Origin of the sequence: Pseudonocardia sp. WMMC193, assembly GCF_021728735.1 — a bacterium.
GTDB lineage: Bacteria > Actinomycetota > Actinomycetes > Mycobacteriales > Pseudonocardiaceae > Pseudonocardia > Pseudonocardia oroxyli.
On the sequence record NZ_JAKKDO010000003.1, the window covers coordinates 4708922 to 4721436 of the forward strand.

Sequence of the window (12515 nt, forward strand, 5' to 3'; positions counted from 1 at the left end):
AGGACACCCATGTTCACCGTTCGTCGTACCGCCCTGCGCGCGAGCGCCGTGGCCGCCGTCGCAGGCGGGCTGCTGCTCGCCGGCACCGTGCCCGCGTTCGCGCACGTCACCGCCCAGCCCGGCACCGCCGAGCAGGGCGGCTACACCGTGATCACCTTCCGCGTGCCCAACGAGTCGAGCACAGCGGGCACCACGAAGCTGCAGGTCAACCTGCCCGTCGACCACCCCATCACCTCCGCGCGGACCACGCCGCAGCCCGGCTGGACGGCCGAGGTCACCAAGGGCACGCTGCCCACGCCCGTGGACGTGAACGGCACCCAGGTGACCGAGGCCGTCACCGCCGTCACCTGGACCGCGCAGCCGGGCACCCGCATCGGGCCCGGCCAGTACGTCGACTTCCCGCTGTCGGTGGGGCCGCTGCCGACCGGGGTCGACGAGATCGTGCTGCCCGCCGTCCAGACCTACGACGACGGCCGCGTCGTCTCGTGGGACCAGCCGACCGTCGCCGGGGCGGAGGAGCCGGAGCACCCGGCGCCGACCGTCACGCTGACGCCGGCCACCGGCGGTGGACACGGCGCGCACGGGGGCGGTGACACCGCCGCCGCCGCGGGCACCACCGACACGACCGCGCGCTGGCTCGGCGGCGTCGGGCTGCTGCTCGGCGCGCTGGGCCTCGGGCTCGGCGGCGGCGCGCTGCTGCGCAGCAGGCGGTCGGGCGCCGAGCCGAAGGAGAAGGTGGACGCATGAGGAGGCTCGTCGCGGCGGGTGCGCTCGCCGTGCTCGCCACGCTCGCGATGCTGGTGGGTGCCGCGCCCGCCTTCGCCCACGCCCAGTTCGAGGGCAGCGACCCCGCGGACGGGGCCAGCCTCGCCACCGGGCCGCAGACGGTGACGCTGACCTTCAGCGACACCATGCAGCAGGGCTTCAACACGATCACGGTGACCGGCCCGGACGGCGCGCAGTACCAGGCCGCGGGCGACCCGAAGGCACAGGACACCACCGTCAGCATCGGGGTGAACCCGCTCGGCCCGGCCGGGGTCTACCAGATCGGCTACCGCGTGCTGTCCGACGACGGCCACCCCATCACGGGGCAGATCGGGTTCACCCTGACCCAGCCGGGGCCCGGGGCCGGCACGCAGGCCGCCGCCCCGACGGCCGCGGCGCCCACCTCGCAGGCACCCGTCGCCCAGGCGGCGCAGGAGGACCAGGAGTCCGGCGGCATGCCCGTCTGGCCGTGGATCGTCGGCGCGATCGTGCTGGTCGCCGCCGGTGTGGTGGTCGCGATGCGGCTCGGGAGGTCCTCGTGACCGGGACCGCCCGCTGATGGGGGCGCCGACCGCGGCCCGCTCCACGGAGCGGTTCCTGCCGCTGGTGTGGGCGTTGATCGCGGTCGGCGTCGCCCTCGCCGCGGGAGCCCTGGTGGCGGCGGGCGGGGTCACCCTCGCCGCCACCGGGGCCCGCGGGCTGACGGACGCGGTCGCCGTCGCCTGCGTCGGGTTGGGGCTGGTCACCGTGCTGGTCCCGACGAGCGCCCGGGACGCCGCGGGGCTCGCCGTGATCCGCCGCGGCGACCGGTGGACCGTGCCCGCGGCGGGCCTGTGGCTGGTCGCCGTGCTGGTGTCGGCGGTGCTGCGCAGCGCCGAGGCCTTCGGGGTCTCCCCCGCCGCCCTCACCGGGGGGCAGGTGGTCGCGTTCGGCACCCGGGTCGCCGCGGGCCGCGGCATCCTGCTCACCGCGCTCTGCGCGCTCGTGGTGCTGGGCTGCGCGATCGCCCGGCTGCGCGCGCCCGAGTCGGTGCCCGGGCGGGTCGTGCTGGTCGCGGCGCTGCTCGGCGCGCTCACCCCCGGGGTCACCGGGCACACCGGGACCTCGCCGGACCACCAGTTCGCGGTCGTCACGGTGGCGCTGCACGTGGGGGCGGCGGCGCTGTGGGTCGGCGGGCTGGCCGTCCTGTTGGTGCTGATCGCGCCGCACCGGCGACTGCGCGAGAAGGCGATCCCGCGGTTCTCCCGGATCGCGACGGTCTGCGTGGTCGGGACCGGGCTCACCGGCATCGCCAACGCGGTGCTCCGCCTCCCCACCCTCGGCGCGCTCGTGACCAGCGGCTACGGCGCGCTGCTGCTGACCAAGACCGGCCTGATCGTCCTGCTCGCCCTGCTCGGTGCACTCGCCCGAGGACGGCTGCAGCGCGGCACCCTGCCCGTGCTCCGCTGGGCGGGGATCGAGGTCACCGTGATGGCCGTGACGATCGGCGTCGCCGCGGCGCTGAGCCAGACCGCGCCCTGAGCCAGTGCGCGGGCGCGGCGAACCCGCGCGGCAGCCGGGTGGTGGCGTCACCACGGGCGGCGGTGAGCTGCGGCGGGGTCAGGAAGAGCACGTCCCGGAGGTCGGCGCCCTCCAGTCGCGCGCCGCGCAGGTCGGCACCCGTGACGTCCGCGCCGCGCAGGTCCGCGCCCCGCAGGTCGGCGCCGAGCAGCAGCGCACCGCGCAGGGACGCCCGGCGCAGGTCCGCGCCCCCCAACGAGGCCCCGACCAGCTGCGCGCCCCGGTGGTCCGGACCGCCTCCCCGCACCCGGGCGCTCGCCTCGGTGAGCAGCGGGTTGACCGCGCCCCGGCGGGCGTCGACGTCCTCCCCGGCCAGCTCCGCCGGACCCTGCGCGACCACGCCCTCCAGGTCCCGGCGGGCCGCCCGCAGCCGCCGGAGCAGGTCCTCCTCCCCGGCCACCCCGTCCATCAGGCCCTCGGCCTCGACGACGTAGCGGAGCAGTTCGTGCAGGTCACGCAGCCGCGGGAAGGCGGCGAACGCGTCCTCGCGCCGCTCGACCCGCGCGGTCAGCGCCTGACCCGCGCCGAAGCAGTCGAACACCGTGCAGCCGACCATCCCCCGCTCCCGCAGCACGGCGTGCTGGTCGCAGCGGGCGTCGGTGGTCAGGTGGGCGCAGGGGGTGCCTGCGGGCTTGGTGAACGCGAAGTCCGAGGAGCGCTCGAACGCGGGCACCACGCAGCACAGCCCGGTGCACCGCGTGCAGTCCGCCCGCAGGTCCTCGAGCTCGATCACCGGCCCGACGCTACGCTCAGCCCGCCCGGTAGGCCTCCAGCAGCCGCAGCCACACCTCGCTGATCGTGGGGAAGGCCGGCACGGCGTGCCACAGCCGCCCGAGCGGCACCTCGCCCACGATCGCGATCGTGGCCGCGTGCAGCATCTCGGCCACGTCCTGGCCCACGAACGTCGCGCCCACGATCACCTCGCGGGCGGGGTCGACGACCATGATCGCCTTGCCGTCGTAGCCGTCCGCCTCCAGGGAGGACCCGGCCACCGCGATGTCGATCACGATCTCGCGGTCGCCGGGGCCCGCCGTCCGTCCGACGTGCGCGACCTCGGGATCGGTGAACACCACCTGCGGCACGGCGACGTGGTCCGCGGTGGCGGCGTACTCGCTCCACGGCGCCGGGTCGACCGACCGCCCGGCGGCGCGCGCGACGATCGCCGCGCCCGCGATGCGCGCCTCGTACTTGCCCTGGTGGGTCAGCGGCGCCTTGCCCGCGACGTCCCCGACCGCGTACAGCCAGTCGCCGAGCACGAGCCCGGAGTCGTCCGCCTCGATCCCGTCGAGCCCCACGGACTCCAGCCCCAGGTCCGCGGTGTTCGCCCGGCGGCCCGTGGCCAGCAGCAGCTCGTCGACCTCGATCGTCTCCGCACCCACCGTCAGGAGGATCCCGGGGGCGACGGCGTCGAGCCCCACGTACCGGACGTCCACCCCGTCGGCGCGCAGGCCCGCCTCGACCTTCTCGGCCACGACCTCCTCGAACGCGGGCAGCAGCCGGCCGCGGACGAGCATCGTGACCTGCGCGCCCAGCCGGGCGTAGGCCTGCGCCATCTCGCACCCCACGACCCCGCCGCCGAGCACGCCGAGCCGGGGCGGCACCGCGTCCGCGGAGGTCGCCTCGCGCGAGCCCCACGTGCGCACGGAGTCGATCCCGGGGATCGGCGGGCGGACCGGGGAGCTGCCGGTGGCGAGGACGACGGCGCGGCGGGCGGTCAGCGTCTGGTCCCCGACCTGGACCCGCTTCTCCCCCACGAGCCGCCCATGGCCCCTGACCAGCGTGATCCCGGCGGAGGCGACCCACTCGGCCTGGCCGGAGTCGTCACCGCGGGAGGTGAAGTAGTCCCGCCGGGCGAACACCGCCTTCGGGTCGAACTCGGCGGTGACGCCGGGCAGCTTGCGCGCCGCCGCTACCGCCATCGGGGTGCGCAGCAGCGCCTTCGACGGGATGCACGCCCAGTAGGAGCACTCCCCACCGACGCGCTCCGCCTCCACCAACGCGACCGACAGCCCGCCCTGGTGCGCGTAGTCGGCGGCGTTCTCCCCCACCGGACCCGCGCCGATCACGATCACGTCGTACTCGCTCACGCTGCCTCGCTCCAGCTCGTTCGAGTGCGCTCGGCGCACGTTTCGTGCTCACCCTGCTGCATGATCGCGAATTCCGTGCACCGGGTGCTCCGCGAACAGCACTCAGCGCACGAAACGTGCCGCGCTCACTTCTGCACCGCCGCCACCGCACCGACGATGTCGTCCGTGCCGCCCATCAGCTCCAGGGTCAGGCCCGCCGTGCCCGGCGCCTCCAGCACGGCGGCCAGGACGGCGGCCACGTCGTCCCGGGTCACGTCCACCCGATCGAGCGGCCCGGTGGACAGCGCCACCTTGCCGACGCCCGGGTCGTCGGTCAGGGTGCCCGGGCGCACGATCGTGAGGTCCAGGTCCGAGCGGCCCCGCAGGGCGTCCTCCGCGGCCTTCTTCGCCGCGACGTAGGCCGCCCACACCTCCCCGCGCGCCGGGTCGACCGGTTGGTCCACCCCCGTCGCCGAGACCAGCACGTACCGGCGCACCCCCGCCTGCGCGGCCGCGTCCGCCAGCAGCACGGCCGCGGCACGGTCGACGGTGTCCTTGCGCGCCGCCGTGCTCCCCGGACCCGCGCCGGCCGCGAACACCACCGCGTCCGCCCCCTTCAGCACGGGCGCGAGATCGGCCGCGGAGGCGGACTCGAGGTCCAGCACGACGGCCGACGCCCCGGTCTGCTCGACGTCCGCCCGGTGGTCCGGGTTGCGCACCACCCCGACCACCTCGTGGCCCTGGTTCGCCAGCAGCGTGGCGAGCCGGAGCGCGATCTTGCCGTGTCCCCCGGCGATGACAGTCCGCATGGGACCGACGCTACTGACACTCGCGGACCCGCGCCCGTCGCCCGACTCGCGCGCGACTCCCCCTCCCGACGGGTGGGTTGTCGCAGGATGAGACAGGTCGACGAGTCGATCAGGCCGGTCGCGCAGACCCGCTTCCGGCCCAGGTCAGAGCCGTCTCAGGACGTCCTGCAAGATCATTCCGTTCCGAACCGTCGCGACGGCCGGAGTCCGATTAGTCCTTTTTCTCGCCCACTGGAATCCCTCGTCTTGTGACTCCGCACACCCGGATAGACGGTGATCGCGACCACATCGACTCGCGAGGAGGTGCGGCGTGAAGGCCGTCCGGGTGCACGCTTATCACTCCGATCCCACGATCGACGACATTCCGGAGCCCACGCTCCAGGGCCCACTGGACGTCATCGTCAAGATCGGTGGAGCCGGGGTCTGCCGAACCGACCTGCACATCATCAACGGGGACTGGGCGGAGGCGCAGAACCCCGAGCTGCCGTACGTGATCGGCCACGAGAACGCGGGCTGGATCGAGGCGGTCGGGGAGGGGGTCACCAACGTCGCCGTCGGCGACACGGTGATCCTGCACCCGCAGCCGTCGTGCGGGCTCTGTCTCGCCTGCCGCCGGGGCCGGGACATGCAGTGCGAGGCCGCGTTCTTCCCCGGCCTGTCGAACAACGACGGGGGGATGGCCGAGTACCTGCGGACCACCGCCCGGGCCTGCATCAAGCTCGACCCGAGCACCAACCCCGCGGACGTCGCGGCGTTGGCGGACGCGGGCATCACCGCCTACCACGCGGTGCGCAAGGCGGTCCCCGACCTGTTCCCCGGCACCACCGCGGTGGTCCAGGGCGTCGGCGGTCTGGGCCACATCGCGGTCCAGGCGCTGGCGGCGATCACCGGCACGCGGATCGTCGTGGTGGACCGCAACCCCGATGCGCTGGCGCTGGCCAAGCAGATCGGCGCCGACGAGACCGTGCTCGCGGACGGCACCCACATCGACGCCGTCAAGGACCTCACGAACGGTCGCGGCGGGGACGTGGTGTTCGACTTCGTCGCCGAGCAGGGCGCCGAGCTCGACGCCTGGCAGATGACCGCCCCGGCCGGGTCGCAGTACGTGCTCGGCTACGGCGGTGAGTTCAAGGCCCCGACGCTGGACTTCGTCGGCGGCGAGAAGAACGTGATCGGCAACATCGTCGGCACCTACGCCGACCTGACCGAGCTGATGGTCCTGGCCCAGGCCGGGAAGGTCACGCTCCACACGAAGCAGTACCCGCTGGATGCGGCCCTCGACGCCCTCCACGATCTCGACGCCGGCCGGGTCCGGGGCCGGGCGATCTTGGTTCCGTAAGCGCTGACGGAAGGACACCACCACATGTACGAGAAAGACGGAGAGAAGTACTTCGTCGTCGACTCCCACAGTCACTTCTGGGACGCGTCCAAGGAGAACTGGGTCGAGGGCAAGGAGCAGTTCGCCAAGGGATGGATCGACTGCTTCTACGGCTACCACCAGCTCGGCCCGCCCGAGACCCACTGGGACTGGGAGCACTACCTCAAGGTGTCGCCCGAGGACTTCGAGCGGGACATGTTCGTCGAGGGCCACGTCGACTACGCGATCTTCCAGTCGACCTATCTGAAGGAGTGGTACAAGGACGGGTTCAACACCGTCGACCAGAACGCCGCGCTGCTGGAGAAGTGGGGCGACCGACTGATCGTCAACGGGCGCTTCGACCCGCGAGACGGTGACGCCGGGCTCAAGCAGCTCGAGGCGGACGTCGCGAAGTACAAGCACAAGGGCGTGAAGCTCTACACCGCGGAGTGGAACGGCGACTCCCGCGGCTACAAGCTGACCGACCCCGAGGCGTACCGCTTCCTGCAGGCCGCGCAGGACCTGGGGATCAAGAACGTCCACGTCCACAAGGGCCCCACGATCTGGCCGCTGGACAAGGACGCGTTCGACGTCGCGGACGTCGACCACGCCGCCACGGACTTCCAGGGGCTCAACTTCATCGTCGAGCACGTGGGTCTGCCGCGCATCGAGGACTTCTGCTTCATGGCGGTCCAGGAGCCGAACGTCTACGCCGGACTCTCCGTCGTGGTCGGCGGCCTCATGCACGCCCGCCCGAAGTTCTTCGCGAAGGTCATGGGCGAGCTGCTGTTCTGGGTCGGCGAGGACAAGATGCTCTTCGGCGGCGACTACAACATCTGGGTACCGAAGTGGCAGGTCGAGGGCCTGGTCGACTGGCAGATGCCGGACGACGACCAGTTCGCCGACTACCCGCGGCTCACCACCGCGTCCAAGAAGAAGATCCTCGGGCTCAACGCGGCGAAGCTCTACGACATCCCGGTGCCCGCGGAGTTGCAGCTCCCGACCACCGCGGGTGACGCCGAGGCGCCGGGCGAGGACCTCGTCGAGGACCGGGCGGGTGCCCAGGCATGACCGATCTGCCCGCTGAGGTCTGGCGGGCGCTGGGGACGGTGCTCGACCCCGAGCTCGACGAACCGATCACGGATCTCGAGTTCGTGGAGTCGTGCACCGTCTCCCCCTCGGGGGACGTCTCCGTGGGTCTGCGCCTGCCGACCTTCTTCTGCGCCCCCAACTTCTCCTTCCTGATGGTCGCGGACGCCTACGACGCGGTGTCCGCGGTCCCCGGCGTCACGCACGCGGCGGTGACGCTCGCCGACCACGCCCACGCCGACGAGATCAACGGGGGCGTGGCGGCGCACTCCGGGTTCGTCGGGTCCTTCGAGGGGGAGGCCTCCGCCGAGCTCGACGAGCTGCGGCACACCTTCCTGTCGAAGGCCGCGTTGGCCGGGCAGGACCGGCTGGCCAGGCCGTTCGTCGACGAGGGCATGGGGCCGGACGAGCTGGCCGGGCTCACCCTGTCCGAGGTGCCGGACTCGATGGAGCTGCGCAGGCTCCGCGACCGCCGGGCCGCGATCGGCCTGCCCTACGGCGACGAGGCGCCGCTGCTGATCCACGGCGACGGCTCCCGCGTCACCGCCGCCCAGGTCCCGCTGCACCTGCGGCGGGCCCGGCTGCAGCGGGTCGGCATCGAGACCAACGGCGAGTACTGCAAGAGCCTGCTGAAGGTCCGGTACCCCGAGCGGAGCGGCTCCGCCGCCCGTGCGTGACGAGTGGTGCTCTGGCACCACTCGCCACGCACGACCCCGGGTCCACCACTCGCCGGTCGCGAGGGGCCCGGACGACGGCGACCGGTACGGCGGCGCGCAGCAGGCCGCCGCCGTACCGGGCTCGTGAGTGGTAAGTGGTGCCAGAGCACCACTTACCGCGCACGGGCCGGGACGGCGTCCATGACCCGGAACAGGTTCTCCAGCCGGTAGCCCGCCCCCACCCGCCGCGGCGCGAAGGTCGCCAGGACGGCCTCCCGGACGGCGGCGGGCCCCGCCCGGTTCGCCGCGAACCGGCCGAGATCGGACTGCAGCAGCGGTCCGACCAGGGCGTCCTCGTCCGGGTAGGCGAACGGGCTGCGCACCTCGTCGAGGGCGAGGACCTCGAGCCCGGCCAGGCCCGCCACCTTGCGGAACCGGTCCGGCTCGGTCAACGGCGGCGGGCCCGCGGGCGTGCGGCGCTGCGAACGGGGCGGGAGGAACGGCTCGAGCGCCTCGCCGAACAGGCGGATGTCCGACTCCTCCTCGCGGCCCCAGACCGTCGCCCGCACCCGGCCCCCGACCCGGGCCGCCTCCTGCAGCACCTTGACCGGGTTGGTGACGTGCGCGAGCACCTGGACCAGCGCGACCAGGTCGTACGCACCCTCGAGCTGGTGGGCGTCGCCGAGCACGAACCGTGCCGTGGGCGCGGTCTTCTCGGCCTGCGCCAACGCCGCCCGGCTGGAGTCCAGACCGGTCACCCGCATGCCGCAGGACTCGGCGAACGCGGCGAACACGCCGGGCCCGCACCCGACGTCCAGCACGGTGGAGCCCTCCGGGATCCCGCGCAGGACCACCTCGTACAACGGGGCGCCCCAGCCCTCCGGGGAGCTCATTTCGGCGGCAGGGTGTGCACGTAGGCCACGCCCTCGTCCACCCAGAACGCGAGATCCGGGACCTCGTCCGCCTCGGGCGAGCCGACCACGCGCAGCCAGCCGTCCATCTCCCGGCCGCCCATGACCATGCGCGACGCGTTCGGCCGCTCCAGCAGCGCGGGGGCCTCCTTCGGGTCCACCCGCACCATCAGCCCGCCGCGGCCGGAGGCGCAGACGGCCATGTGCCCGTTCACCAGGAACGCGAGCCCGCCGAACATCCGCTTCTCCACCGCGTCGGGGACGAGGTCTCGAAGCCGCTCGGCCAGACCCTCGTCATAGGGCACCCCAGACCTCCTCGGCGACCTGCACGATCAGCCGCAGCTTGGCCTGCTCCTCCTCGATCGTCAACGCGTTGCCCTCCACGGTCGACGAGAAGCCGCACTGCGGGGACAGGCACAGCTGGTCGAGCGGGACGTAGCGGGCCGCCTCGTCGATCCGGCGCTTGAGCGCGTCCGCCGACTCCAGCCGCCCGTTCTTCGTGGTGACCAGCCCCAGCACCACCTGCTTGCCCGGCGGCACGAACCGCAGCGGGGCGAAGCCGCCGGAGCGCTCGTCGTCGAACTCGAGGAAGAAGCCGTCCACGGCGAGCTCGCCGAAGAGGGCCTCCGCCACGTAGTCGTACCCGCCCTCCGCCGCCCACGACGAGCGGTAGTTGCCGCGGCACATGTGCGTGGTGACCCGCATGTCCGCGGGCCGGTCGGCGATCGCCGCGTTGATCTGGCGGATGTAGCGCAGGTGGTCGGCGTCGGAGTGGGCGGCGCGCTGGGCGGGGTCGTTGAGGTAGGCGAGGCTGGTGTCGTCGAGCTGCAGGTAGCGGCAGCCGAGCTCGCCCAGCGCGCGCACCTCGTCCGCGTAGGCGGCGGACAGGTCGGCCCAGAACTGCTCGACGTCCGGGTAGACGGTCGGGTCGATCGCGGCCGTGCCGCCGCGGTAGTGGACCATGCTCGGGCTCGGGATCGTCAGCTTCGGCGTGGCGGTGGTGACGGTGTCGCGGAGGAACGTGAAGGCGTCCGCGAAGATCGGCTCGCGGAGCTCGATCGGCGAGGTGATCGCCAGCCCGGCGCTGGTGAACGAGTTCTCGCCCTCGGCGTTGACCATGCGGACCCGGATCTGCTCGTCCGTCTGCGTGACGCCGCCGAGGCCGTAGATGAAGTCCATGTGCCACGACGTGCGGCGGAACTCGCCGTCCGTGGCGGCGCGCAGGCCGAGGTCCTCCTGCATGCGCACGACGTCCCGGATGGCGGCGTCCTCGATCGCCCGCAGGTCGGGCGATCCCGCCGCCCTGGCGTCGAGGAGCTCCTTCGGTCGGAGCAGGGAGCCGACGTGGTCGGCGCGGAACGGGGGCTCGGTACGGGGCGCCATGGGCAGACCGTAGCGCCGGAGGGCCGGGCCGCGCTCAGGGAACGGGACGCGCGCGCAGGGCCTCGCCGACCCGGTCGGCCCCGGCGCGCACGATCTCCTCCAGCCGCGCCCGGCGCGCCGTGAAGTCCGACCGCGACACCGCGACCCCCACCGCCGCCGTGCCGCGCGCGACGGCGATCTCCGCGACCTCGCGGTGGAACTCCTCCACCGCGATGGCCGCCCCCGCGCTGCGCACGCGGTGCAGCTCGCGGTCGAGCCCGGAGCGGTGGGCCACGGTCCGCGGGGTGAAGGCGGGCAGCCCGCCGCTGCCGACGATCGCGGTGACCGTGGCGGCGGTCATGTCCGCGAGCAGGGCCCGACCCAGGGCCGTGGCGTGCGGCGGCGCGGGCTCGCCGACCCGCAGCCCGAGCCTGCCGGGATGGTCGGTGCACAGGTCGACGTGGGCGACGACGACCGCGTCGTCCCGCAGGACGGCGAGGTAGGCCGCGGCCCCGGCCTCCTCGTGGACGGCGTGCACCGCCGCGCGGACCTCCGGCGCGGGGCGCACCTGCCCGACCAGCCCGCGGTGCAGCTCGGCGACCTTGTAGCCGAGCCCGTAGCCGCGCACCTCGTGCAGCCGCACCAGGTACCCCTCCTCGACCAGGGTGCCGAGGGTCCGGTAGGCCGTGGGCAGGGGGCAGCCGAGCCGCCGCGCGACGGCCTTGGCCGTGACCCCGTCGCCGAGCGCCGACACGGCCTCGAGCACCCGCAGCGCCCGCACCAGCGAGCCACCCTGCTCCATGCGGTCAGCCCGGTGAACGACGGTTTGCGCCTGGGGTCACCGGGCTAGTGTGGCCCACATGGCAGACGAAGGGCTTCGACACCGGATCACCGAACTGGTCGACGAGGAGCACCGGCTGGAGCGGGCGCACGTGGGCACCCCGCTGTCCGACGAGGAGAAGGCCCGCCTCGACCAGATCAACGTGGACCTCGACCGGTGCTGGGACCTGCTCCGGCAGCGGGACGCCCGCCGGGCCGCGGGCCAGGACCCGGACGAGGCGCACACCCGGGACGCGTCGGTGGTGGAGAACTACCGGCAGTGAGCCTGAGGAGCCCCGAGTGAGCTTCCGCCCCACCACGCGGGAGTCCCTCGCCGACGAGCTGGCGGCCCGCGCCGAGAAGCTCTCCGGGCGGGTCCGGGTGATCGTCGACGGGCCGCCGCCCGCGGACCCGGACGGGCTCGGCGCGGCGGTCGCGGAGGAGCTGCGGCTGCGCGGGCGCGCCGCGGTCGCGGTGCGCGCCCGGGACTTCCTGCGCCCCGCCTCGCTGCGGCTGGAGTACGGCCACCACGACGAGGACATGTTCCTCGACGGCTGGCTGGACGTCGGCGCCCTGCTGCGCGAGGTCCTCGGGGACGGCCCGGTGCTGCCGCGGCTCTGGGACGCCGAGCGGGACCGCGCCTACCGCGCGGAGTACGCGGATCTGGGAGACGAGGGTGTCGTGGTGCTCAGCGGGTCCCTGCTGCTGGGCCGCGGCCTGCCGGTCGAGCTGGTCGCGCACCTGCACATGGGCCGGGCCGCGCTCGGGCGACGGACCCCGCCCGCGGAACGCTGGACCCTGCCCGTCTTCGAGCGCTACGAGCGGGAGCGGGACCCCTCCGGCGAGGCGGACGTGCTGGTCATGGCCGACCATCCCGACCGGCCCGCCATGCGCGGGTAGTGCGCGGGTGGTGCCGCGACGCGGCACCTACCATTCGGCGCAGCGAGGGGGCCCCTGAACGACCGAAGGCCCGCACGCGGCGGGCCTTCAGAGCTGATCCGGGGGATCTGGTGGGCGAGGAGGGAGTTGAACCCTCACGTCCTTTCGGACACACGGACCTGAACCGTGCGCGTCTGCCATTCCGCCACTCGCCCGAGCGACGGGGGAAAGCTAGCACGACC

At 73.8% G+C, this 12515-nt stretch carries 15 protein-coding genes and 1 tRNA gene; 8 read left to right on the forward strand and 8 right to left on the reverse strand.

The genetic code is table 11. The features are described from left to right. The first annotated feature begins 9 nt into the window (after positions 1-9). Genes L3X23_RS24320 through L3X23_RS24330 form a run of 3 tightly spaced genes read left to right on the forward strand, consistent with a single transcriptional unit; the run spans position 10 to position 2286 of the window. Complete coding sequence (locus L3X23_RS24320; protein WP_237194809.1) at positions 10-747, forward strand: YcnI family protein; 738 nt, start codon at positions 10-12, stop codon at positions 745-747. Then, entirely contained in the window at positions 744-1307 is a 564-nt protein-coding gene (locus tag L3X23_RS24325; protein ID WP_237194811.1) for a copper resistance CopC family protein, read from the forward strand. The genes L3X23_RS24320 and L3X23_RS24325 overlap by 4 nt, the downstream gene beginning before the upstream one ends. A gap of 16 nt (positions 1308-1323) precedes the next feature. Continuing rightward, positions 1324-2286, forward strand: coding sequence for a copper resistance D family protein (locus L3X23_RS24330; protein ID WP_237194813.1), 963 nt, complete (start codon positions 1324-1326; stop codon positions 2284-2286). On the opposite strand, the gene L3X23_RS24335 is transcribed toward L3X23_RS24330, so the two are convergent. The 3 genes from L3X23_RS24335 to L3X23_RS24345 form a co-directional block, all read right to left on the reverse strand. Beyond that, the gene (locus tag L3X23_RS24335; RefSeq protein WP_237194815.1) at positions 2228-3058 is read right to left on the reverse strand and encodes a pentapeptide repeat-containing protein; all 831 of its coding nucleotides are present in this window, start codon (positions 3056-3058) and stop codon (positions 2228-2230) included. The two genes, L3X23_RS24330 and L3X23_RS24335, sit on opposite strands and share 59 nt — an antisense overlap. Positions 3059-3074: 16 nt before the next feature. After that, positions 3075-4397 carry an NAD(P)/FAD-dependent oxidoreductase gene (locus tag L3X23_RS24340; protein ID WP_237198114.1) on the reverse strand — a complete coding sequence of 441 codons (1323 nt, stop codon included), beginning with the start codon at positions 4395-4397 and terminating at the stop codon, positions 3075-3077. A gap of 140 nt (positions 4398-4537) precedes the next feature. Then, positions 4538-5200 (reverse strand): NAD(P)H-binding protein, encoded by a 663-nt coding sequence (locus L3X23_RS24345; protein ID WP_237194817.1) that lies wholly within the window; start codon positions 5198-5200, stop codon positions 4538-4540. Positions 5201-5510: 310 nt separating this feature from the next. Here L3X23_RS24345 and L3X23_RS24350 point away from each other — a divergent pair, with 310 nt between their 5' ends. From L3X23_RS24350 to L3X23_RS24360, 3 genes are read left to right on the forward strand one after another with little or no spacing between them, the layout of a single operon-like run. Further along, complete coding sequence (locus L3X23_RS24350) at positions 5511-6539, forward strand: NAD(P)-dependent alcohol dehydrogenase (protein ID WP_093080882.1); 1029 nt, start codon at positions 5511-5513, stop codon at positions 6537-6539. A gap of 24 nt (positions 6540-6563) precedes the next feature. Further along, entirely contained in the window at positions 6564-7628 is a 1065-nt protein-coding gene (locus L3X23_RS24355) for an amidohydrolase family protein (protein ID WP_237194819.1), read from the forward strand. Further along, positions 7625-8323 carry an iron-sulfur cluster assembly protein gene (locus tag L3X23_RS24360; RefSeq protein WP_093080873.1) on the forward strand — a complete coding sequence of 233 codons (699 nt, stop codon included), beginning with the start codon at positions 7625-7627 and terminating at the stop codon, positions 8321-8323. The genes L3X23_RS24355 and L3X23_RS24360 overlap by 4 nt, the downstream gene beginning before the upstream one ends. A gap of 152 nt (positions 8324-8475) precedes the next feature. On the opposite strand, the gene L3X23_RS24365 is transcribed toward L3X23_RS24360, so the two are convergent. Genes L3X23_RS24365 through L3X23_RS24380 form a run of 4 tightly spaced genes read right to left on the reverse strand, consistent with a single transcriptional unit; the run spans position 8476 to position 11377 of the window. After that, entirely contained in the window at positions 8476-9195 is a 720-nt protein-coding gene (locus tag L3X23_RS24365; protein WP_093080868.1) for a bifunctional 2-polyprenyl-6-hydroxyphenol methylase/3-demethylubiquinol 3-O-methyltransferase UbiG, read from the reverse strand. Further along, positions 9192-9518 carry a TfoX/Sxy family protein gene (locus tag L3X23_RS24370; protein WP_093080863.1) on the reverse strand — a complete coding sequence of 109 codons (327 nt, stop codon included), beginning with the start codon at positions 9516-9518 and terminating at the stop codon, positions 9192-9194. The genes L3X23_RS24365 and L3X23_RS24370 overlap by 4 nt, the downstream gene beginning before the upstream one ends. Beyond that, positions 9508-10596, reverse strand: a complete 1089-nt coding sequence (locus L3X23_RS24375; protein WP_237194821.1) for a 5-methyltetrahydropteroyltriglutamate--homocysteine S-methyltransferase — start codon at positions 10594-10596, stop codon at positions 9508-9510. Before L3X23_RS24375 ends, L3X23_RS24370 begins: the two co-directional genes overlap by 11 nt. Positions 10597-10630: 34 nt before the next feature. Next, a complete protein-coding gene (locus L3X23_RS24380) occupies positions 10631-11377 on the reverse strand; it encodes an IclR family transcriptional regulator (protein WP_093080853.1) in 747 nt (248 codons plus the stop codon). Positions 11378-11435: 58 nt separating this feature from the next. On the opposite strand from L3X23_RS24380, the gene L3X23_RS24385 reads away from it, so the two are divergent. Both L3X23_RS24385 and L3X23_RS24390 read left to right on the forward strand, forming a co-directional pair. Then, positions 11436-11678, forward strand: coding sequence for a DUF2630 family protein (locus L3X23_RS24385; RefSeq protein ID WP_237194823.1), 243 nt, complete (start codon positions 11436-11438; stop codon positions 11676-11678). A gap of 16 nt (positions 11679-11694) precedes the next feature. Then, complete coding sequence (locus L3X23_RS24390; RefSeq protein WP_237194824.1) at positions 11695-12294, forward strand: uridine kinase; 600 nt, start codon at positions 11695-11697, stop codon at positions 12292-12294. Positions 12295-12402: 108 nt separating this feature from the next. On the opposite strand, the gene L3X23_RS24395 is transcribed toward L3X23_RS24390, so the two are convergent. After that, positions 12403-12488: transfer RNA gene (locus L3X23_RS24395), tRNA-Leu, on the reverse strand. Positions 12489-12515 lie beyond the last annotated feature (27 nt).

What these genes read in the sequence shown, in the direction of transcription:
- L3X23_RS24320 (WP_237194809.1), top strand. Translation starts at nt 10, where the DNA reads ATGTTCACCGTTCGTCGTACCGCCCTGCGCGCGAGCGCCGTGGCCGCC.
- L3X23_RS24325 (WP_237194811.1), top strand. Translation starts at nt 744, where the DNA reads ATGAGGAGGCTCGTCGCGGCGGGTGCGCTCGCCGTGCTCGCCACGCTC.
- L3X23_RS24330 (WP_237194813.1), top strand. Translation starts at nt 1,324, where the DNA reads ATGGGGGCGCCGACCGCGGCCCGCTCCACGGAGCGGTTCCTGCCGCTG.
- L3X23_RS24345 (WP_237194817.1), bottom strand. Translation starts at nt 5,200, where the DNA reads ATGCGGACTGTCATCGCCGGGGGACACGGCAAGATCGCGCTCCGGCTC.
- L3X23_RS24355 (WP_237194819.1), top strand. Translation starts at nt 6,564, where the DNA reads ATGTACGAGAAAGACGGAGAGAAGTACTTCGTCGTCGACTCCCACAGT.
- L3X23_RS24360 (WP_093080873.1), top strand. Translation starts at nt 7,625, where the DNA reads ATGACCGATCTGCCCGCTGAGGTCTGGCGGGCGCTGGGGACGGTGCTC.
- L3X23_RS24365 (WP_093080868.1), bottom strand. Translation starts at nt 9,195, where the DNA reads ATGAGCTCCCCGGAGGGCTGGGGCGCCCCGTTGTACGAGGTGGTCCTG.
- L3X23_RS24375 (WP_237194821.1), bottom strand. Translation starts at nt 10,596, where the DNA reads ATGGCGCCCCGTACCGAGCCCCCGTTCCGCGCCGACCACGTCGGCTCC.
- L3X23_RS24380 (WP_093080853.1), bottom strand. Translation starts at nt 11,377, where the DNA reads ATGGAGCAGGGTGGCTCGCTGGTGCGGGCGCTGCGGGTGCTCGAGGCC.
- L3X23_RS24385 (WP_237194823.1), top strand. Translation starts at nt 11,436, where the DNA reads ATGGCAGACGAAGGGCTTCGACACCGGATCACCGAACTGGTCGACGAG.